16 protein-coding genes are annotated in these 20,835 nt (G+C 64.9%); 15 read left to right on the forward strand and 1 reads right to left on the reverse strand.

Annotation, left to right across the window (positions count from 1 at the left end; genetic code table 11):
- Positions 1–239: 239 nt before the first annotated feature.
- The 7 genes from recA to C7438_RS00110 all read left to right on the forward strand — a co-directional run bounded on the left by recA (position 240) and on the right by C7438_RS00110 (position 7,609).
- Entirely contained in the window at positions 240–1,277 is a 1,038-nt protein-coding gene (gene recA / locus C7438_RS00080; RefSeq protein ID WP_211321984.1) for a recombinase RecA, read from the forward strand.
- 265 nt (positions 1,278–1,542) lie between these two features.
- Positions 1,543–3,147: a ribonuclease Y gene (gene rny / locus C7438_RS00085; protein WP_434963937.1), complete on the forward strand. Its 1,605-nt coding sequence runs from the start codon at positions 1,543–1,545 to the stop codon at positions 3,145–3,147.
- 72 nt (positions 3,148–3,219) lie between these two features.
- Positions 3,220–4,095: a TIGR00282 family metallophosphoesterase gene (locus C7438_RS00090; RefSeq protein ID WP_121443997.1), complete on the forward strand. Its 876-nt coding sequence runs from the start codon at positions 3,220–3,222 to the stop codon at positions 4,093–4,095.
- 153 nt (positions 4,096–4,248) lie between these two features.
- Complete coding sequence (locus C7438_RS00095) at positions 4,249–4,509, forward strand: stage V sporulation protein S (protein ID WP_121443336.1); 261 nt, start codon at positions 4,249–4,251, stop codon at positions 4,507–4,509.
- 196 nt (positions 4,510–4,705) lie between these two features.
- Complete coding sequence (locus C7438_RS00100; RefSeq protein WP_121443337.1) at positions 4,706–5,809, forward strand: dipeptidase; 1,104 nt, start codon at positions 4,706–4,708, stop codon at positions 5,807–5,809.
- Between the two features lie 50 nt (positions 5,810–5,859).
- The gene (gene mnmM / locus C7438_RS00105; protein WP_211321985.1) at positions 5,860–6,549 is read left to right on the forward strand and encodes a tRNA 5-(aminomethyl)-2-thiouridylate-methyltransferase MnmM; all 690 of its coding nucleotides are present in this window, start codon (positions 5,860–5,862) and stop codon (positions 6,547–6,549) included.
- A 160-nt stretch (positions 6,550–6,709) separates the two neighbouring features.
- Positions 6,710–7,609 carry a metallophosphoesterase family protein gene (locus C7438_RS00110; protein ID WP_170143430.1) on the forward strand — a complete coding sequence of 300 codons (900 nt, stop codon included), beginning with the start codon at positions 6,710–6,712 and terminating at the stop codon, positions 7,607–7,609.
- Between the two features lie 87 nt (positions 7,610–7,696).
- On the opposite strand, the gene C7438_RS00115 is transcribed toward C7438_RS00110, so the two are convergent.
- A complete protein-coding gene (locus tag C7438_RS00115) occupies positions 7,697–9,004 on the reverse strand; it encodes an NCS2 family permease (protein WP_121443999.1) in 1,308 nt (435 codons plus the stop codon).
- Positions 9,005–9,221: 217 nt separating this feature from the next.
- Here C7438_RS00115 and miaB point away from each other — a divergent pair, with 217 nt between their 5' ends.
- The 8 genes from miaB (at position 9,222) to mutL (ending at position 20,819) form a co-directional block, all read left to right on the forward strand.
- Positions 9,222–10,850: a tRNA (N6-isopentenyl adenosine(37)-C2)-methylthiotransferase MiaB gene (gene miaB, locus C7438_RS00120; protein ID WP_121444000.1), complete on the forward strand. Its 1,629-nt coding sequence runs from the start codon at positions 9,222–9,224 to the stop codon at positions 10,848–10,850.
- Positions 10,847–11,191 (forward strand): hypothetical protein, encoded by a 345-nt coding sequence (locus C7438_RS00125; protein WP_121443339.1) that lies wholly within the window; start codon positions 10,847–10,849, stop codon positions 11,189–11,191. The genes miaB and C7438_RS00125 overlap by 4 nt, the downstream gene beginning before the upstream one ends.
- A 709-nt stretch (positions 11,192–11,900) precedes the next feature.
- Positions 11,901–12,563 (forward strand): chorismate-binding protein, encoded by a 663-nt coding sequence (locus tag C7438_RS09575; RefSeq protein WP_170143431.1) that lies wholly within the window; start codon positions 11,901–11,903, stop codon positions 12,561–12,563.
- A 4-nt stretch (positions 12,564–12,567) separates the two neighbouring features.
- Positions 12,568–13,242: an aminotransferase class IV gene (locus C7438_RS09580; protein WP_170143432.1), complete on the forward strand. Its 675-nt coding sequence runs from the start codon at positions 12,568–12,570 to the stop codon at positions 13,240–13,242.
- Positions 13,243–13,373: 131 nt separating this feature from the next.
- Positions 13,374–13,913: an outer spore coat protein CotE gene (cotE, locus tag C7438_RS00140; RefSeq protein WP_121443342.1), complete on the forward strand. Its 540-nt coding sequence runs from the start codon at positions 13,374–13,376 to the stop codon at positions 13,911–13,913.
- A gap of 93 nt (positions 13,914–14,006) precedes the next feature.
- Positions 14,007–15,779 carry a putative amidoligase domain-containing protein gene (locus C7438_RS00145; protein ID WP_121443343.1) on the forward strand — a complete coding sequence of 591 codons (1,773 nt, stop codon included), beginning with the start codon at positions 14,007–14,009 and terminating at the stop codon, positions 15,777–15,779.
- A 128-nt stretch (positions 15,780–15,907) separates the two neighbouring features.
- Complete coding sequence (mutS, locus tag C7438_RS00150) at positions 15,908–18,796, forward strand: DNA mismatch repair protein MutS (protein WP_121443344.1); 2,889 nt, start codon at positions 15,908–15,910, stop codon at positions 18,794–18,796.
- Positions 18,789–20,819 carry a DNA mismatch repair endonuclease MutL gene (gene mutL / locus C7438_RS00155; protein WP_170143433.1) on the forward strand — a complete coding sequence of 677 codons (2,031 nt, stop codon included), beginning with the start codon at positions 18,789–18,791 and terminating at the stop codon, positions 20,817–20,819. The genes mutS and mutL overlap by 8 nt, the downstream gene beginning before the upstream one ends.
- The last annotated feature ends 16 nt before the right edge of the window (positions 20,820–20,835 follow it).

Consider the following 20,835-nt stretch of genomic DNA (forward strand, 5'->3'; position numbering starts at 1 on the left):
CCTCGGGGACAAATCCGGCGGACCCGGGCGGGATCTTCGCACACTTGTTCTCTTTCGTCCAGAGCGGTATGATGGGAAACGAGGAAAGCTGGAGTTTTCTTCCCGCGATCACGCATCACCGACCTTTCGGCGACACGGTTGGGCGGGGGAGCCGCAGCGAATACGGGGGTGTGCGCCCGGCGGCACCCCCGACCGGCGCGGTCGGTGCGGGAGGGCGGCGCACGGAGGGAGAGTTTGCCGTGTCGGAACGGAAAGCGGCGTTGGAGCGCGCCATAGCGGAAATCGAACGCCAGTTTGGGAAAGGGGCGATCATGCGCCTGGGGGAGGCGCAGGTCGGTCCCATTCCCGTGGTTTCTTCCGGGTCGCTCGCCTTGGACATCGCCTTGGGGGTAGGGGGGTACCCCCGAGGTCGGATCATCGAGATCTTCGGACCGGAATCGTCGGGAAAGACGACGTTTGCCCTGCACGCCATCGCAGAGGTACAGAAGCAGGGCGGGATTGCCGCCTTCATCGATGCGGAGCATGCCCTCGATCCGACGTACGCGGAGAAGCTCGGAGTGAACATCGACGAGCTCTACGTCTCCCAGCCGGATACGGGCGAGCAGGCGCTGGAGATCTGTGAGGCGCTCGTCCGGAGCGGCGAAGTAGACATCGTCGTCGTGGACTCCGTAGCCGCCCTCGTGCCCAAGGCGGAGCTCGAGGGTGAAATGGGCGACGCCCACGTAGGCCTTCAGGCCCGGCTCATGTCTCAGGCGCTGCGCAAGCTCGCCGGGGCGATCAGCAAGTCGCGGACGATCGCCATCTTCATCAACCAACTGCGGGAAAAGGTTGGGGTGATGTTCGGCAACCCAGAGACGACCCCAGGCGGTCGGGCGCTCAAGTTTTACGCGAGCATCCGCCTCGACGTGCGCCGCGTAGACGCGATCAAGCAGGGCACGGAAGTCGTAGGTGCGAAGACGCGCGTCCGCGTGGTCAAAAACAAGGTCGCCCCTCCCTTCCGTACGGCGGACGTGGATATCCTCTTCGGTGAGGGGATTTCCAAGGAGGGCGAACTTCTCGACCTCGGGACGGAAATCGGCGTCGTCGTAAAGAGCGGGTCCTGGTTTGCCTACGGCGACACCCGTCTTGGGCAGGGACGCGAAAACGCCAAGCAGTTCCTCCGGGAGAACCCTTCCATTGCCCGGGAAATTGAGGCGAAAATCCGCGAGCACTACGCCTTGCACCAGCCGCCGGCACGGGCGGAGGGGGACGTCCCCGAAGGATCGGAAGAGGTGTAAAGCCCAACGGAAACCCAGACGGTGTCGGGAGTCGGGGAGCGGAAGTTTCCCTTGACTCCCTTTTTTTGAACGAGGTACAATCGCAGTGAGTCCGGGTGAATCGTCTCGCGTGCACCGGTTTAGCCGGTTTTCCAAGCGTGGATGTGTGTCCCTCCGTCACTGCGGATCGCCCTACCAACGGCCGTTCTCGCTTCACGGCAATCCGACTCGGTCCGTCCGCAAACGGAGGTGTGAAAACGTGCCCGTAAACGGAGCACTCTGTGTTTTGGCTGTTGCGTTGTCTTCGGCCCTCGCCGGGCTTGGAGGATATTTCCTTCGGAAATCGCTCGCCGATCGTGACCTCGAGAGCGCGGAAAAGCGCGCCGCGCGAATTCTCGAAGAGGCGGAACGCGAAGCGGAAGCCCTTAAGAAGGAGCGCATCCTCGAAGGGAAAGAAGAAATCCACCGGATGCGCGAGGCCGCGGAGATCGAGTTTAAGCACGAACGCGAGCGCCTTCGCCGCGAAGAAGAGGCCCTAGAAAAGGCGCGGGAAGAGCTCAGGCGACAAGAAGAGCGGATCCGTGCGCAGGGAGATTCTCTAGGCCGACGCGCCGCAGAACTCAAGCGTTGGGAGCGTAACCTGCGCGACCTCGAGGGGCGCCTGCGCGGAGAAGAGGAGCGCCTGGCTGCCCGGAAGGAGGAACTCGAGCGCCTGCTCGCAGATGCGGAACGGAAGTACGCGGAGGCGCAAGCGAAGCTCGTCGAGATATCCGGCCTAACCCCGGAGGCCGCCCGTCGGCTGGTGCTCGAGGAAGCGGAGCGGCAGGCAGAGCAGGAAGTCCTGCAGCTCCTCCGCGACGCGGAGGCGGAAGCCCGACGGGAAGCGGAACGCAAGGCACGAGAAATCCTCCTCACGGCGATCCAGCGCCTCGCCGTAGACGTGGTGACGGAGGCTACGGTTTCCGTTGTGCAACTTCCCAACGATGAAATGAAGGGGCGGATCATCGGACGGGAGGGGCGCAATATCCGCACGTTGGAAACGCTCACCGGTGTAGATCTGATCATCGACGACACACCCGAGGCGGTCGTCCTTTCCAGCTTTGACCCCATTCGCCGCGAAATCGCCAAGGTCGCACTCGAGAAGCTCGTCGCAGACGGGCGCATCCACCCCGCCCGAATCGAGGAAATGGTGGAAAAGGCGCGGGCAGAGGTGGAAGAGCGGATCCGCGAGTACGGCGAACAGGCGGCGATGGAAGTCGGCGTCTTTGGGCTTCACCCGGACCTCATCGTGCTCCTCGGAAAGCTCCACTTTCGCACGAGCTACGGGCAAAACGTGCTCGCCCACTCCAAAGAAGTCGCCCACCTCGCGGGGCTCCTCGCGGCGGAATTGGGCGAAGACGTCCAGCTCGCGCGGCGGGCGGGACTCCTTCACGACATCGGGAAGGCGCTCGACCACGAGATGGAAGGCTCGCACGTGGAAATCGGCGTCGAGCTCGCGGTGAAGTACGGAGAGCACCCCGCCGTGGTGAACGCGATCGCCGCCCACCACGGGGATACGGAATACACCCACGTCGTCTCCGCACTCGTGGGCGTGGCCGACGCCCTGTCGGCCGCCCGTCCGGGAGCGCGTCGGGAGACGCTGGAGGCGTACCTCAAGCGCCTCGAACGCCTCGAAGGGATTGCCAACAGCTTTGAGGGCGTGGAGAAGTCGTACGCGATCCAGGCGGGGCGCGAACTCCGGATCATCGTCCAGCCTTCGCGCGTGGACGACCTCGGCGTGTACCGCCTCGCGCGGGAGATCACGGAAAAGATCCAAAACGAACTTTCCTACCCCGGGCAGATCAAGGTCACGGTGATCCGCGAAACGCGGGCCGTCGAGTACGCCCGCTGACCCCGGGACTACGGAAGGCGCACGCGCGGCGAGCACGTGCGCCTTTTTCCCACAAGAGAAAGGGTGCACGGAATGCGCGTCCTCTTTTTGGGCGACATCGTAGGCCGACCCGGCCGCCGACTCGTAGCTGCTGTACTCCCCCTCCTTCGGGCGCGCTACGCCCCGGACGTCGTGCTGGCGAACGGCGAAAACGCCGCCCACGGCAAAGGGATCACGCGGGACGTCGCCCGCCAGCTCGTGGAGGCGGGGATCGACGCGATCACCCTCGGCAACCACACGTGGGACAACCGCGACGTCTTCGAACTCTTTGCGGAAGGAGCGCTTCCCGTCGTGCGGCCAGCGAACTACCCGCCAGGGACTCCCGGTCCCGCCTTTTGGATCGTCGAACGCGGGGGCTTTCGCCTCGCTGTCGTCAACCTCATGGGCCGGGCGTTCATGCCGCCCCTCTGCGATCCGTTCCGCACGATCGACGGGATCCTCCGGGAGCTCGAAGGACGCGCCGACGCCGTCTTCGTAGACGTGCACGCCGAGGCTACGGCGGAAAAGCAGGCCCTCGCCTGGTACCTCGATGGGCGCGTCTCCGCCGTCGTGGGCACACACACCCACGTGCCTACGGCCGACGCCCGGATCTTACCCGGAGGTACGGCATACCTTACGGATGTGGGGATGACGGGGCCACGGGACGGGATCCTCGGGATGGAGCGGGAGGGTGTCCTTCGGCGGACGCTCACCTACCTTCCCGGACGCTTCGAAGTCGAAGAACGCGGGGGCGTCGAGATCGGCGTGTGCGCCGTGGAGATCGACGCTTCCGGACGCTCCGTGAAAATCGAGTCGGCGCGGTTCACCTGGGATTCCCTCGAGGAAGCGGAGGCCGCCGCAGAGCTCGTACCCTCGGGCGGGAGCGCGGCCGAGGCCCCCGCGCGTACGGAGCGAGAGGGCGGAGAGTAATCGCGCGCCGATAGAGCCCTGCTTCCCCCGTTGTGGGAAGGTTTCTCCGAGGGAGGGAAGCAGGATTTTTCGAAGAGACGGAGAAAGATATACAGCGAAGACCACCCAGGTACTCTTGCTCCGGAACAGCACCCATCCGAGGAGGGTTCCCTCATGGAGATCCTCAAGGTTTCCGCCAAGTCCAATCCCAACGCCGTAGCAGGAGCTTTGGCCGGCGTAATTCGGGAAAAAGGTGCCGCCGAGATTCAGGCCATCGGGGCAGGAGCGGTGAATCAGGCGGTCAAGGCGGTGGCCATCGCCCGCGGGTACGTGGCACCGAGCGGGATCGACCTCATCTGCATACCCGCGTTCACGGACGTGACGATCGACGGACAGGAGCGGACGGCGATCAAGCTCATCGTGGAGCCGCGGTGAACCTGTTGCGCCGTCCGCCGGTCCTCCCGTAAGGATGTTGTCCGCGTTGGAAAAGGCCCCTCCGCGGGCGCGCTCGCGGCGCGCCTGCGGTTTTTTGTGCCCCGGGCGGCACCGCGCCGTCCCGCTGAGGTACGTGCGCCCGTCCGCGGGACGCGGCTTCAAGATGCACACGCGGTAGAGCGGGGGAGGGACGTACATGCCGATCGCCGACGCCCACGCCGACGTCTTGTACCGCCTCTGGCAGCTCCGCCGATACCGCCTCCTTCGGGAGGAAGATGCGGAGGTGCGCTGGGAGGAAGGTGAGCTCCACGTGACACCCGCCCGCCTGCGCGAGGGGGACGTACGCCTCCTCTTTGCGCCGATCTACCTTCCGCCGTTCGCCGTATCCGAAGGCGGTTTCGCCGCGGCCCTCGAGCAGGTGGACCTCTTTTACTGCTCTCTCCTCGGCGATCCCCCCGGAGACGGGCGTGGAGATGCGCCTGCTTCGGCGGCCCGGACGTCGAACCCCGAAGGCGGAGAAGGCGTTTGGCCGCGCGTGTTCCTCCGCTCTCCGTCGGACCTCGCCCGCGTAGAGCGCGAGGGCGGGGCGGCCCTGCTTTTGGCCCTCGAGGGGCTCGACGCCGTCGGGGGAAATCTCACCTACCTCCGGACCTTGCTTCGGCTCGGCGTTCGCTCCGTGGGGCTTACGCACAACCCGGCAAACCTGGCCGCCGACGGAGCGGGAGAACCGCGGGGCGGCGGGCTTACGCGTTTCGGACTTGCGGCCCTCGAAGAAATCGTCCGCTTCGGCGCCCTCGTCGACGTCGCCCACCTCTCGGAGCGCGGGTTTTGGGACGTCGTCCGATTCTTCGAAGAACGCGGCGCGCGCGTGCCGCCCGTGGCTACGCATGCCAATGTGTGGGCGCTTCGTCCGCACCCGCGCAACCTCCGCGACGAACAGCTTCTCGCCCTCAAGCGCCTCGGAGGCGGAGTGGGGATCACGTTTGTCCCGGCATTTCTCACGGACGCGCCCGAGGCCGACCTCACGGACGTCCTTCGCCACGTGGAGTACGCCCTCGCCCTGCTCGGCGACGAACACGTGTTCTTCGGCTCCGACTTCGACGGAATCGACCGCACCCCGCGCGGGCTCGAACATGCCGGGTGCTGGGGCCACCTTCTCGATGAGCTCCACCGCCGCTACCCGCAGGAAACCGTGGAACGGATCACGTGGGGCAACCTCTCGCGCATCGTCTCGGCGGCGCTCGCCGGAGGAGAAGGGGCTTCTCGGGACGGGGAAGGGGGAATCTCCCGTGGGCGGTGAACGATGCGCTGCCGTCTTTGGGGCCGCTACGCTCAGGAAGGGGATCCTCCGTGGACGGTAAAGGTTCAGACCTCGGGTGCGGCTACCTTCCCTCTTCGTTTGCGCGGATGGTCGACCTCGCCCAGCTCTTCGTGTGCGCGGCGCTCTCGCGCTTTCGCGCGGCGGAGGCGGAGAGGAAGCTTCGGGACGATCGGTCTCCTTTCGACGGCAGTCGCGCGCCGGAACCTTCGCCAGCGCGGGGACTCGTCGCCGCCGACCTCACCGCCGGAAACGGCCGAGACACCCTCTTCCTCGCCCGGGCGGTGGGCGAAGGAGGACGCGTCTGGGCCTTCGACCTACAAGGAGAAGCGATTCGCCGCACGGAAGCCCGGCTGCGGGAAGCCGGGCTTCTCGGACGCGTGACGCTCGTTCGGGCAGACCACGCGGAGCTCGCCCGTCACGTACGGGAGCCGCTTCACGCGGCGATGATGAACCTCGGGTACCTGCCCGGGGGCGACCCTACGCTGGTCACACACCCCCCTTCGACCCTTCGGGCCGTGGAAGAGACGCTTCGGCTCCTCGTGCCCGGAGGGATCCTCACCGTCGTCGCCTATCCCGGACATCCCGGAGGCGAAGAAGAAGCCGAAGCCCTCCTCGCCTTCGCCCGCCGTGCGACTCCGCACCGCGCCCGCGTCGTCCGGAGCGAAGTCTTGGGGACAAAGGATCCCGCGCCGTTTCTCCTCGTGTGGGAGGCCGTGTGACGGACGGAAGAGCGCCCGCTTCGCCGATGTGCGGCCTTCGGATCTTCACCCAACCTTTAGGGAACCGCAACGAAACCTTTACGGAACCGTGCTATGCTGGATGCGATCGAACGGAACCTTCCACCGCCTGCGGCACCTTCGCTTTGGGGAGGAGAAGTGGTTGCGGATCGTCCTTTTCGGAGACTTTCACTACCCGTACTTTCTCGAATGCGCGGATCGGAGCACCGCCGCGGCGCGCGACCGCGCTTACCGAACCCTCGCCGATCACCTGTTGGCCGAACGGGCGGACTACCTCGTGGGCGTCGGCGACGTGACGAACTTCGGCTACCCCGAAGAATTCGCCGGAGTGCGGGAGCTCTTCGATCCCGCGGGCGAGCGCTTTCTCTACGTCCTGGGGAACCACGACACGCTCCTTTTGCCCAAAGAGGAGATCGAGGCGGAGATCGGACAGGCGCGTTTTCGCGTGGTCGAACACGACGAGGCGACCCTCATCTTCCTCGACAGCACCCGCGACCGTTCTCTGCGAGACTGGAGTGGGACGATGGACGGAGAGCAGCTCCGATGGCTAGCCGGCGTGCTCGGTTCGCGTGAGGAGGGGGACGATCGGCCGTTTTTGGTCTTCGTCCACCACCCGCCGTACGGTACGACGGCCCGCTCCACCGAGGCCAAGATGCACGTCGATCCGGCCGTGCCTCTGATCGATCTCTTGGCTTCGGCGCCGGCCCCCGTGGTCGTCTTCACCGGACACAACCACGTCCACTCCGTCGTCTACCGCCAAGGGATCGCCTTTGTGCAAACGGCGGCCGTGCTCGACTCTCCGGGATACCGCGTGATCGAGGTCGGAGAAGGACGGATGCGCGTGGACTTTCGGCCGATCGCCGATCCGGAGCTGCGGCAGGCGATCGGGCACTTCCACCGCCGGATGCCGGGATTTTCGCCCTACCCCGCTCCGGAAGGCACGGAATCCGATAGGACCGCAGAAATCCCTCTGTCGGCCAAGGGCAAAGGGAAAGGCCGCCCCCCCACGGCGCGTGAGCTTCCGCAAAGTCGGGATGTGTAGGCCCGGGACTTCCGTCCACACGACGAAAAGCCCCCCCGACCGCCATGGTCGGGGGGCTTTGTGCACGGGTGGAGCCCGATAGGGAGGTCACACGTGCGGCAGGAAGAAGAGCTGAATGAGAAAGACCACGGCAAAGAAGTAGAGGAGCGGGTGTACCTCGCGACCGCGGCCGCGGACGAGCTTGAGGATGGGATAGGCGGAGAAGCCGAGGGCGATGCCCGTGGCGATGCTCGAGGTAAGCGGCATGGAGAGGATCACGAGAAAGGCGGGGAAGGCCTCGTCGAATTCGTCCCAGGGGATTTCCCGGAGGACGTGGAGCATGAGGCTTCCCACGAGGATGAGGGCGGGGGCGGTGATGGCGGAAAGCCCGGCGACCGCCTGCACCGTGGGGAAAAAGAAGAGCGTGAGGAGGAAAAAGCCCGCAACGGCAACGGCGGTGAGACCCGTCCGTCCCCCGGCGGCCACGCCGGCGCCGGATTCGATGTAGGCGCTCGTGGGGCTCGTGCCGAGGAGGGCGCCTACGCTCGTGGCCACGGAGTCGGCGAGGAGCGCTTCGCGCGCCCGAGGAAAGCGGCCGTTTACGAGGAGCCCCGCCTGTTCGGCGATGCCGATCATCGTCCCCGTAGTGTCAAACAAGGTGATGATGAGGAAGGCGAGGACGACGGTGTAGAGGTCGTAGCGGAAGAGGTCGACGAAGGGCGTGAAGGGATCGACGACGAAGAGGCCGTCGGAGGGGAGCTTCGGCAGGGAGAAGAACCCCTGATCAAAGGTGAGCATGCCCACAGCCGCGGCCACGATCGCCGTCACGAGCATTCCGAGGAAGATCGCCCCGGGGACACGGCGGGCGTAGAGCACGACGGTGACGAGGAGGCCGAAAAGCGCAAGGAGGGTTTGGGGCGCCTTGAGGTTTCCCAGGGCTACGAGGTTTGTTCCATGCGCCGTGACGATGCCGGAAAGCCTGAGGCCGATAAAGGCGATGAAGAGGCCGATACCCGCGGTGACCGCGTGCTTGAGGCTTGCGGGGATGGCGTTGAGGAGGTCCTCGCGAAAGCGGGTCACGGAGAGGATCACGAAGAGAACGCCGGCGACGAAGACCGCCCCAAAGGCGACGCGGTAGTCGATTCCCGCAGCGCTTCCGACGACGGAAAAGGCGAAGAAGGCGTTGAGCCCCATCCCCGGGGCGACGGCGATCGGGTAGTTCGCCCGAAGCCCCATCCACAAGGTTCCGAGGATCGTCGCCACGACGGTGGCGAAAAAGGCGCGGTCGAACGGCACCTGGGCCTGCCCGAGGATGATCGGGTTCACGACGACGATGTAGACCATGGTGAGGAAGGTGGTGAGTCCGGCGAGGACTTCGCGCCCGGGGTTCGTCCCCCGTGCGGATAGTTCGAACATGCGGTCCAAATCCACGGCCGTTCCCCCTCTGCGGGTAGGTTTCTTGGCGTTCGACGGGCGGGAGCGAGGGGCGCATTCCGTACATTTTTCGTCCCGCACGCCTATCGTATTCGGTTTTTCTCCCAACCGCAAGCGCCCAGCGCGCAGCGATCGCCGCAGCGTTTTCCTCGGTCTTTCGTGCGTTTCCGTGGTATACTCCCTCTGGAGGGATGTACGGATGAGCGAACGGCAGACGACCGAACGCGATCTCACTCGTCTGTTTTCCATACAGGAGTCGGCATCCAATCTTCGGCTTCTTTCGGACGCATCGGAGGACTCCCCTGCAGGTGTGGGCGAAACCGCCCTTCGGGGAACTCCTTACGTACCTCGGCGGCTTACGCCTGCCCGCGTGTACGGCCTGCCCACGGCACGGGAGACGCGGCGGCGGGTGTTTCGCGACCTCCCCGTCGTCCTCTATCCCCCTCTTTCTGAGGAGCTCCGCCGCTTGGGACGGGGGAAGAAGTACTTCATCTACACCTACGGCTGCCTCATGAACGTCCGCGATTCCGAGACGGCGGCGGGACTTCTCGAGGCCATGGGCTTTTCCCCTGCCAAAGATCCGGCGGAGGCGGACGTCGTCCTCCTCAACACATGCGCGATCCGCGAAAACGCCGAGGAACGCGTGTTCGGCGAACTCGGCCGGCTCAAGGGGCTTAAGCGCACGCGCCCCGAACTCGTCGTCGGCGTGATGGGGTGCATGCCGCAGGAAGAGGGCGTGGCGCGCAAGCTGCTCGAAGAGCACCCAGAGGTGGACCTCGTCCTCGGCACGCACAACCTGCACCTCCTCCCCGCGCGCCTGGCGGAGGCGATTTTGGATCAAGTCCGTGTCTTTGACGTGTGGAATCGCGAAGAGGAACTCGTCGAGGCGCTCCCCGTGCGCCGGAGCGACCGGATTAAGGCGTACGTAAATATCTCCTACGGCTGCGACGAGTTCTGCACGTACTGCATCGTTCCCTACACGCGCGGGCGCGAGCGGAGTCGGCTTCCGGAGGACGTCCTCCGAGAGGTGCGCGAGCTCGCGGAGGCGGGATACCGGGAGGTCACGCTTCTCGGGCAAAACGTAAACGCCTACGGCAAGGACTTTCGCGACCGCGTGTACACCTTTGCCGACTTGCTCGCGGACATCCAAAAGATCCCCATTCCTTGGGTGCGCTTTACGACGAGCCACCCGCGGGACTTCGACCGGCGGACGATCGAGGTCCTCGCCCGCGGCGGGAACCTCGTGGAGCACGTGCACTTGCCCGTTCAGTCCGGCTCCGACGCCGTGCTTCGGCGGATGAACCGCCGCTACACGCGGGAGTGGTACCTCGAACTCGTGCGGGAAATCCGCGCGCACATTCCCGAGGTGGCCCTCACGACGGACATCATCGTGGGCTTTCCCGGAGAGACGGAGGCGGACTTCGAGGCGACCGTCTCCCTCGTGGAGGAGGTCTCCTTCGATGGCGCCTTTACCTTTATTTATTCCCCGCGAGAGGGGACGCCAGCGGCGCGCTTTCCCGACGACACGCCTTATGAGGTGAAGCGGGCGCGCCTCGAACGCCTCAACGAAGTCGTCCGGGCGCACGCCTTAAGGCACAACGAAGCGCTCCTCGGCCGGAGCGTAACCGTCCTCGTGGAAGGTCCGAGCAAGCGCGACGGCCGCGTCCTCGCCGCGCGCACGCGCACGAATAAGCTCGTACACTTCGAAGGTCCGCCGGAACTCGCCGGAGAGTTCGTCCGCGTGCGCATCGAGCGCGTGCAGCCCTACACGCTCTACGGCACCTACGTCGGAGCGGCGACTCCTGCGGAGGTGGAGGTCGGCGGATGAACGCGGAGAAACCGACCGAAACTGAACTCGTCCGCGCCCGGGCGCGCGCCGTGGTGGAGGTTTTGCGTGCGAGCGAGGTTGGCCAACGCTTTCGCGCTGCCGCCGCGCGCTGCGCCCGGCATCCCCGCCTCGCCCCCCTCGTCCGCGCTTGGCACCTCGCCCGCAGCCGTGGGGATACCGCCGCCGTGGAACGTCTCGAAGCGGAGATTTCCGCCTATCCGGTGGGCGCCGAGTACCTCGTTCTGTGGGAGGAGCTTGCCGCCCGACGCGACCTCGTGTTGTCCGTCCTCGAAGGTGCGTTGAACCGCGCGCTGGGGGAGGCGGGTTCGGACGGTGTGTAGGTCCTTCTTGCGAAAAATTTGTGATTATGATCTCTTTCGGAGGTTTATTCGTCTATGAACGACAAAATATTTAACTTTAGAAAAGCAATTTTTGATTTTAACGGCGAATCATTTATTTTTTCTCGTGCTGACACTGAATTTTTTGTTTATAAATTAAGTGATATTCCTAAAGCCCTAGATTGCGTTGATAGTGCTCGTAAGCGAGGGTTTATTGTAATTGGTTTTTTAACATTTGAAGCATGGAGGGCTTTTTTAAACGATAGTGTAGAATTAAAAAACATTGATTTAGGAAGAGGTGTCAAAAAAGACGAAAAACTTAATTATAATATTAATTTAGATCTACCATTAGCATGGTTCGGTTTATTTTCTGATAAAGAATATAATTTAGATAATTGCGCATATAAACCAAATGAAAATGATTCTAGATCTGTTTATTCTCCTGGTTATGGTGAAGATAAATGGTATTGGGTGGACAGCGAGAGATGGAAGCAACTCCTTTTCGCATTGAGCAAAGGGTACTTTCCTGACGGCATATTAAAAGAAGCGTCGTGGTACTCTTATGCTACCGTGTTTTCTCAATTGCAGAGTGTTCTGCGCACAGGAGAACTTGAAGTATTGAACTTGACTTTTCGTTTGGTCTTGCCTTTATCTCGTGCACTCCGTACCCAGGAGTTGGTGCATTTCTATAGGAATCTCGTTCGTCGGCAGGGTGCTCGATACGGAGCATTTTTTCGATTTTGGTACAGCATTTGTTTTTTCGGCCTCACCGGAACTTTTTTTCACCTGGGACGGTCGGACGATCCATCTCCGGCCGATGAAAGGAACAGCACCTCGCGGAAGGTTTGCTGAAGAAGATGCAAAACGAGGAGCGGAGCTCTTGGCATCGGAAAAAGATCGGTTGGAGCTTTTCCAAACCGCCTCGAATATTGTAGAAGAACTACGTCCTGTGGTCGACGGTAGCGTTCGAATCGGTTCCCCCGTTTTGGAGGCATATCCGACTGTCTGGCAACTAACCCTCCCCATTGAGGCAGAGACACGGAACGGTATCAATCTCCCGGAGCTTTTTCGAACTTTGTATCCCCCTACGAGCATCGCCGGTGTGCCTAAACGCGCAGCGCTTAGGTGGATTGAACGGTTAGAAGGAACCCCCCGTGGCCTTTATACGGGTGTTATCGGGATTATCGATTCGCGGAAAGCGCAGTTTAGCGTTGCCATTCGCACGGCCGTCGTCGACAACCCGAATTCGCGACTCATCTTTGGAACGGGGAGCGGGGTGACTTTACACTCGGATGCAAAACGGGAATACCAGGAAGCAATCCTTAAGGCCGCAATTCTCTTGCCCCCAACCCAAGATGCCCCCGGCACTTTTTGAAACGATGCGCCTCGATGACGGTGAAATTTTCCTTGAGGCGGATCACCTCGCGCGTCTGACGTCCTCCCTTCGGTACTATGGGTTTCCGGATCGACAGGAAGAGGTTGAATGGGCCCTTTGGAAGGCAAAATCAGAACATCCTGTAGGCCTCTTTCGGCTGCGTCTTGTCGTCCCCAGGTCGGGTTCGATTCACTGGCATGTGGAACCCCTGGGTTCTCCGTGGAATGACCAAGGACGGTTGGCCCCGAAGCCGAAAGCAGGTTTAGAAGGAGAGGTGTTCTCCGTTCCCGCTCGTGTGCCGATCGACGAAACGGAGGATCGTTGGTGGCACAAACGGATCGACCGTTCGTTTTACGAAGAGCGTCTCGCGGAAGGTTCGGAAGAGGTAGCGGTCCGGCAAATCCCCGTTCCTATCGGAGGTTTCGATGTACTTCTTTGGAATCGCGCGGGACGACCGACGGAGCTAACGCGGGCCAACCTTGTCGTCGAGCGCGCTGGCAGGTTATACACCCCGCCGCTCGAAGAAGGACTTCTTCCCGGTGTTTTTCGTGGTTACCTCCTTGCTGCCGGTACCCTAGAGGAAGCTCGTATTTCTTGGGAAGACCTTCGGGCTGCCGATCGCCTTTACGCCATCAACAGCGTGCGAGGTTGGATGCCGCTTCGGATTATTTTTTTATAACTCAGGTGAACATGTTGCTCGAGACAACCCAATCCGGAGCTGTGCATCGGCGCGTGCGGCTTTCTCGAGGCACCAGCCCTCCTTTCTCCGCATAGCATGGGGGCGGAACGCGGGGAGAAGGAGGGACGAAGGTGGAGAGCCTTGAAGGGAAGCGGATCCTCTTCCGCGAGATTCTCACGAAGGCCGTCGTCGGCCGCGGGCGGAAGTACGTGCAGAACTCGCACCGGATCACGCCCGAGCACACGCCCACGGGAGTTCTCGGTCTGTGGGTGATCGGTCACGTCTTTTCCGGCCGTCGCGTGGATGACGCCGTAGAGGTTGAAGGGAGCTACGAAGTGAACGCGTGGTACGCGTACGACAACAACACGAAGACGGACGTTGCCAAGGCGACCCTCACGTACCGCGCGCGTATCCCCCTCGGCTACCTCGATCCGGATCGTGTCGAAGATCTCCTCATGGTCCGGGTATCGCAACTCGAGGCGCCGCATGCCGTGGAAGCGCGGGTCGTAGACGGAGAGATCGCGATGACCGTGGCCATGGAACTCGAGGCGGAACTCGTGGGGGAAACGCGCCTCTGCGTCGTCGTCGCTCCGGATGCCTGTGCCTTTCCGGGAGAAAAGGAGAAAAAAGATCCCGTGGAAGACGACCTCTTCGCCGACGAGTTGGACTGATCCGCACGCGGGAGGTGCCTCCCCCGCAAGGAAATCTCTTTCCGCTTCGGAGGGGTTTGCCTTTCGCACCGCCGCTTCTTCCGGAGGTCGACCATGCGCGCAACGGCCCGAATTCGTACGGAAAACCTGCTTCGCGAAGGGGCCGGTCTCACGCCGTTTGCGGAGGCCGGCTTTCTTTCCTCCCGCGCGCCGGGGGGACGTTGGCTTCTCACCTTTCCCGGTTCGGAGGTTGCCCTCTGGTGGTCGGACGCGCCGCCTCCTGACGAAGGGGGACATTTGCCCTTCGGGCATGCGGCAACGGGGGACATTCGTTCCAGGGATTTTCGAGCGTCCGGTGCGGATCCCCGTTTGGGGGAAGCGGCAGGGATGCGCATCCTGAACGCAGCCTACGCGCCGCTTGCTGAACTTTCGGCTTCGGGTTTCGGCGACGAGGGAGGGGCGGGGCAGGGGATTCGGGCAGGGCGGGAAAAGGTGGCAAGGCTCGTCTCTTGCTTTCGCGCCTGGGGGCTACCCGTGGCTCCTTCGTTTGTGCTGAGGAGGGGAGGCGTCGCAGAAGCTGCGGTGGCGGAACGCCCCCGCAGGGCGGTTCATCCGGGGGGAGACGGCGCTTCCGCGAGCCTCTCGGTCTTGCGTCGTACCTTTCGCCTGTTCTTTGTCGACGGCGCCCTCCTGTGGCGCGAGGTGCACGATCCCTCGGGGTTTGTGGAGACGGCCAAGGCCCCGGAATCTGCCTGGGGAGCGCCCGCTTCGCGGGAGCTCTTTTTATCTCCTGAGCATCCGCTCCTCGAGCCGTACGGGCGGCGGTTCTTTCGCGCCGCGGAAGCGGCCCTTCGCGTCGTCTACGCTCTGGGTCTCGACCTCGGGTTCGTGGATCTTGTGGAGACGGAGGAGGGGTTTTCCCTCCTCGCCGTCGAGGCGCCTCCTGCGCTCAACCTCTCACAGGCGCGGCTTCTCGGGCGCTTCCTCCGCCGCCGCTACCCGCGTAGGCGGGGGGACGTTCCGGAAACGCCCCTCCTTATGGGTGCCGACCTCGAACTCCTCCTCGAACGTCCGGATGGACGCATCGTCCCGGCATCTCGTCGATTTCCCGACGCTGGGGAAATCGGCTGCGACCGCGTAACCGTGCGCCGCCGGGACGGGCGAGAGCGCCCCGTTCTCGAGCTCCGCCCTCCTCCCGGATCCTCGCCCGAGGAACTTCACGGCGAGATCCGCCGCCTGCTCGCCGAGGTGTTTCGCCGCGTCCCAAACGCTGGCGTCTACGCCGGCGCGGGAAGGCCGGGACTGCCTACGGGCGGACACATCCACCTTAGCGGCGTTCCCCTCACCTTTCGCCTCCTCCGGCAGCTCGACCGCTACGTTGCCCTCCCCCTCGCTCTCCTCGAGCCCGAGGGAGGCGCGCGGCGCCCGCGCTACGGCTTCCCCGGCGATTTCCGCGCCAAGGAACACGGCGGCTTCGAGTACCGTACGCCGGCGAGCTTCCTCACCTCCCCGGACACGGCGTATGCCGTCTTCGTCCTCGCGTACGCCGTCGCCCGCTCTACCGACCGCCTGCCCGCTCTTCGGGCCAAGACCGCCCACCTTGCCTGCGCCCTCCTGCTGGGGGCGGCGGAGGGGCTTTCGAGGGAGGGATCCTCGTTCCGGCGGGCACGGTCCGGCGACGGGCCTTCGTCTGAAGGGAAGGGGGCGCTTGCGGCCGAGGTCCTCGCCGCCTGGCGGGAACTGCGCCCCATATACCTCCGGCTCTTTGTCGACACGTCCCACGCCGTCGGGCGGATCCGCGCCGCAGACGACCTCTTTCGGCGCGCGGTATGGGGCGCGCGGGAGGCGCGACGGGATCTGCGCGAGCTCTGGCACCGCGAAGGGTGAAGCGGTATACTACAAGAAAACGGCAACGCGCGCTCCGAACCTTCGGAGCGCTTTCTTGTGCCAAGGCCGGTTGGTGCGCATATGGAGGCGCGCGGGACGAAAAGCGGGTTGCGAAGGGGGGTCCGCCGATGGCCGCCGGGCCGCGCGAAGCGCGCACGTCCGACAAGCTCCCCGATCCCGAAGCGTACACACCCATGTTCCGTCAGTACTTGGAGATCAAGCGCCAGGTTCCGGATATGCTCCTCTTCTTCCGCCTGGGGGATTTCTACGAGCTCTTTTTCGAGGATGCGGAAGTCGTCTCGCGCGAACTCGGCCTCACGCTCACGGGGCGCGACGGCGGTTCGGAGCGCGTTCCCATGTGCGGGGTACCGTACCATTCGGCGGATCAGTACCTCCGCCAGCTCCTCGAAAAGGGGTACCGCGTGGCGATCTGCGAGCAGATGGAGGATCCCAAGACGGCGAAGGGGCTCGTGCGGCGGGAAATCACGCGCATCCTCACGCCGGGGACGCTCCTCGAAGAGCCGTACCTCACGGAGGACAACCGGTTTCTCGCGGCGGTCGTTCCTTGGGACCTATCCCGCGATGCGGGTTCTCCGGAGAGGGGGAGGCGCACCCGGGGAAGAGGCGAAGGGGAAGGGGCGAAGGCGTACGGCTTCGCCTTCCTCGACGTGTCCACGGGCGAAGGGTATGCCTTGGTCGATCCCCTGGTCGGCGAGTCCGGCCTCGAGGCCGAGCTCGCCGCGGTTTCTCCCCGGGAGGTCCTCCTCGCGCCGGAGGTTTGGGAAGACCTCGAGCCCTTGGTCCGGCGCTTTGGCGCTTTCCCCACCCTTTGGCAAGAAGAGGCGGGCGCGGAGGACCCGGGCGGCCCTGTGGACGCTACAGGAGCGGGGTTCTTCGGGGCATCCGGGGCGGGGGGGTCGGGAGAAGGGGAAGAAGACTACCTGCGTTCTCTCGTTCCGGATACGCCCGGATATGAGGCGGCGCGCCGTCTCGTCGCCTACGTGCGGCGCGTAAGCCGCGCGGCGCGCCTCCCCCTCCGACCGTTCGTCGCCTTTCGCCGCAAGGACGCGATGGTGCTCGACGCGGCGACGCGGCGGAGTCTCGAACTCTTCGAAACTGAGCGCCGGCGTTCTTACGAGGGGAGCCTCCTCTGGCTCTTGGATGAGACGCGAACGCCGATGGGGCGCCGCCTCCTGCGCCGCTTTCTCGAGCGCCCTCTCGTCGATCCCGGGGAGATCAGGGCCCGGCTTGCGGCCGTTCGCACCATAAAGCGCCTCCCCCTCTTGCGCGAGGGCCTGCGCGAGCTTCTCGCCCGCACGTACGACATCGAACGTCCTCTGTCGCGCCTCTACGCCGGAGGGGCTTCGGGCAAAGACCTCGCCCGGCTGCGCGACACCCTCCGCGCCCTTCCCCACGTGCGCGCCCTTCTCCTCGAATCCCTTGCGGGGGAAGAGTTGCCCGAACGCTTCCTCCCGTGGCGCCGCCTCGACCTTCTGGACGCCTTGCGCGACCTCTTGGAACGCGCCCTTGTGGACGATCCGCCCTTTTCTCTCTCCGAGGGCGGGGTGATCCGGCCGGGGTACGATGCGGAGCTCGACCGCCTGCGCGCCCTGCAGGAGGAGGGGACGGCCCGCATCGCCCGCCTGGAGGAAGAAGAGCGTCGGCGGACGGGGATTCGCTCTCTCAAGATAGGCTACAACCGCGTCTTCGGATACTACATCGAGGTCACGCGCCCCAACCTCCACCTCGTGCCCCCGCACTACCGCAGGCGACAGACGCTCGCCGGCGCCGAGAGGTTCGACACGGAGGAGCTCAAGCGTTGGGAGGAGGAAATCCTCACCGCCGAAGAGCGCGCCCGCGCCCGCGAGGCGGTCCTTCTCGAGGACGTCCGGAATCGGATTCTCGAAGCGGCGCCGCGCCTGCGCGAACTCGCGGGGCTTCTCGCGGAGCTCGACGTCTTTCAGGCGCTCGCCACCGTCGCCGACCGCCGCGGATACGTCGAACCGGAGTTCTCGCCCGACGGTTCGCTCTACATTCGCGCCGGGAGGCACCCGGTCCTCGAGGCGCTCATGCCGCCGGGCGCCTTCGTCCCCAACGACGCCGCCCTCGACGACGAGGTGCGCATCCTCCTCATCACCGGCCCGAACATGGCCGGTAAGAGCACCTACATGCGTCAGGTAGCCCTCATCCAGCTCCTCTTTCAGATGGGGTCTTTCGTTCCCGCCGAGGCGGCGCGGCTTCCCGTGGTCGACCGCATCTTTACGCGCATCGGCGCCGGCGACGACCTCGCGGCGGGCGATAGTACGTTCATGGTGGAGATGAAGGAAGTGCGGACGATGCTCCGCGAGGCCACGCCCAAGAGCCTCCTCCTCGTGGACGAGCTCGGGCGCGGCACCTCCACGGAAGACGGCCTGGCGATCGCCCAGGCGACCATCGAGTACATCCACGACAAGATCGGAGCCAAGGCCCTCATCTCCACGCACTTTCACGAACTCGCCGAACTCGAAGGGCGCCTGCCACGCCTAAGGAACGTGCACTTGGAGGTCAAGGAGCGGGCGGACGGCGTCGTCTTTACGCGCCGGCTTCGCCCCGGCGCCGCATCTCGCTCCTACGGGATCTACGTCGCCCGGCTCGCGGGCATTCCCGAAGAGGTCATTCGGCGTGCGGAGCGCCTCGCCCGCCTCTACGGCGGCAAGGGCGCGGCGGTGGAGACGCTCACCCTCCCCCTCGCCTTCGCCGACGAAACATCCGGCGGGGAGGGAGGAGAAGCCGAGGGACCGGAGGGGGGCCTCGCCCCCTGTCAGGATCCCGCGGACCTTCCCGAGCGCGACGCCGTACGGGCAATTCTCGCGTTCCTTCGAGAAATCGAGGAGCTCGACGTGGACCGGATGACTCCCATTCAAGCCTTAAACACCCTGGCCGCCCTGCGTCGCCGCCTGCGCGAGCACTTCGACGCGCTTGCGGGACTCGGGGGAGTTGGCGAGGGTTTGGAGAAAGAAGGAGAGCACTTTGGCTAAGATTCGCGTGCTTCCGCCGGAGGTCGTCGGACACATCGCCGCGGGAGAGGTTGTCGAACGGCCAGCTTCCGTAGCCAAGGAGCTCGTAGAAAACTCCCTCGACGCCGGGGCGCGGCGGGTCGTGGTGGCGTACGAAGGGGGCGGGATCGCCCTCGTCCGCGTGCGCGACGACGGCGAGGGAATTTCCGCCGAAGACCTCCCCCACGTGTTCGTGCGCCACGCGACGAGCAAGATCGCCCGTGCAGAGGACCTCGCCCGCGTGACCACCCTCGGCTTTCGTGGGGAGGCGCTCCCGAGCATCGCGGCCGTGGCGCGCGTGCGCCTCGTGAGCCGAACGCCCGACGCCCCCGTAGCCTCGTGGATCGAGGTGGAGGGGGGGGTCGTCGTAGGCCGGGGCGAAGAAGCCCGCGCCCCGGGGACGGAGGTCGTCGTCCGCGACCTCTTCTTCAACACCCCGGCGCGGCGCAAGTTCGTCCGCTCCCTCGTCGCCGAAGGGGCGCACTTGCTCGAAATCCTCGAGCGCCTCGCCTTGAGCCGTCCGGACGTCGCCTTTGCGGTGTACGGGGGCGACCGCCTCGCCTTTGCCACGCCCGGCGACGGCGTCCTCCTCCACGCCTACTCCTCCGTCGCCGGTGCGGAGGCGGCGCGGGAGATGATCCCCGTAGAGGGGGAGCGCGGCCCTTGGCGGGTGTGGGGACTTGTGGGCGCTCCTTCGGCGGCGCGCAAGCGCGTGCGGCGCATGTACTTCAACGTGAACGGCCGTCCCGTCCGGTCCTTCGCCTGGCAAAGGGCCGTCCTCGACGGGTACGGGACGCGACTTTTGCGCGAACACCGCCCTCCCTTCGTCCTCTTTGTCGAAGGACCGCCCGAGCGCATCGATCCCAACGTGCACCCTGCCAAGTGGGAGGTACGCCTCTCCGAAGAAGACGAACACCTCCTCTACGGGCTCGTGCGCGACGCGGTGTCCCGCGCCCTGGCCCGCGCGGACCGGACGTTTTTCTTCGGCGAACTCGTGCGGGGTCGCTCTGCTCCGACCGACGCCGAAGGGCCGATGCGAGGGGAGGACGCCGGAGCGCTTCCGACGCCTACCGAAAGCATTCCTCCGGAAGGGTCCCAAGGCTCTCCTGCGCCGGTTTCAGAAGCTCCCCCCGCGAGATCTTCCGAGGGCATTCCCCCCTCGGAGCGCCGAAGCGCCCTTTCTTCCTTTCGCGGAAAGGTTTCCGGGTCGGGCGGGGTGAGGGCGTCCGATGTGGCGGAAAGGACGCGTTCTCGCCTGCGCGGTCCCTTTGCCTTTTTGCTCCAAGGGCGGCGCCTCGAGGCGGGGACCGGGTCGCCCCCGCACGGCGGCGAGGCGGATACCCCCGAAGTGGTGGGCACCTCGAGGGAGGGAGGGGGTCCGGCGCACGTGCGGGAACCCCAAGGGGGATACGGCGCAGGACTTTCGCTCGCCGCGTCTCCCGTTCCCCTGCTTCAGCTCTTCGACACGTACATCCTCGCCCAAGGGGAGGGGGAGTACTACCTCGTCGATCAGCACGCGGCCCAGGAGCGGATTTGGTACGAAAGGCTCCGCCGCGCCGCGGCCGACGGGACCCCCGCCGTCCAGTTTCTTGCCGTCCCTTGGGTGTTTGAGCGGTCGGCATCTGAAGCGGAGGCGCTCGCGGAGCACCTCGAAGCGCTTCGGGAGATGGGGATCGACATCGCCCCCTTCGGCCCACGGCGCTTTCGCGTGCGCGCTGTCCCGGATTGGCTTGCCGACGAGGAGACCTTTCTCGCCTTTCTCGAGCGCTTTCTCGGAGAGGGCGGGCGCCTCGGGCGCCTCGAGTTTTTGGACGAATTCCTCAAAGACCGCGCGTGCAAGGCGGCGATCAAGGGCAACCGTCGCCTCACCCAGGAAGAGATGGCCGGCCTTCTCGCCGAGCTCTTCCGCTGCTCTGAGCCGTACACCTGTCCCCACGGCCGGCCGACGATCGTCCGCATCGGGCGCGAGGACTTCGAGCGGCTCTTTCGCCGCACGGTTCCCTGATCGCGGGCCTTGCGTC

Origin of the sequence: Brockia lithotrophica, from assembly GCF_003633725.1 — a bacterium.
GTDB lineage: Bacteria > Bacillota > Bacilli > Thermicanales > DSM-22653 > Brockia > Brockia lithotrophica.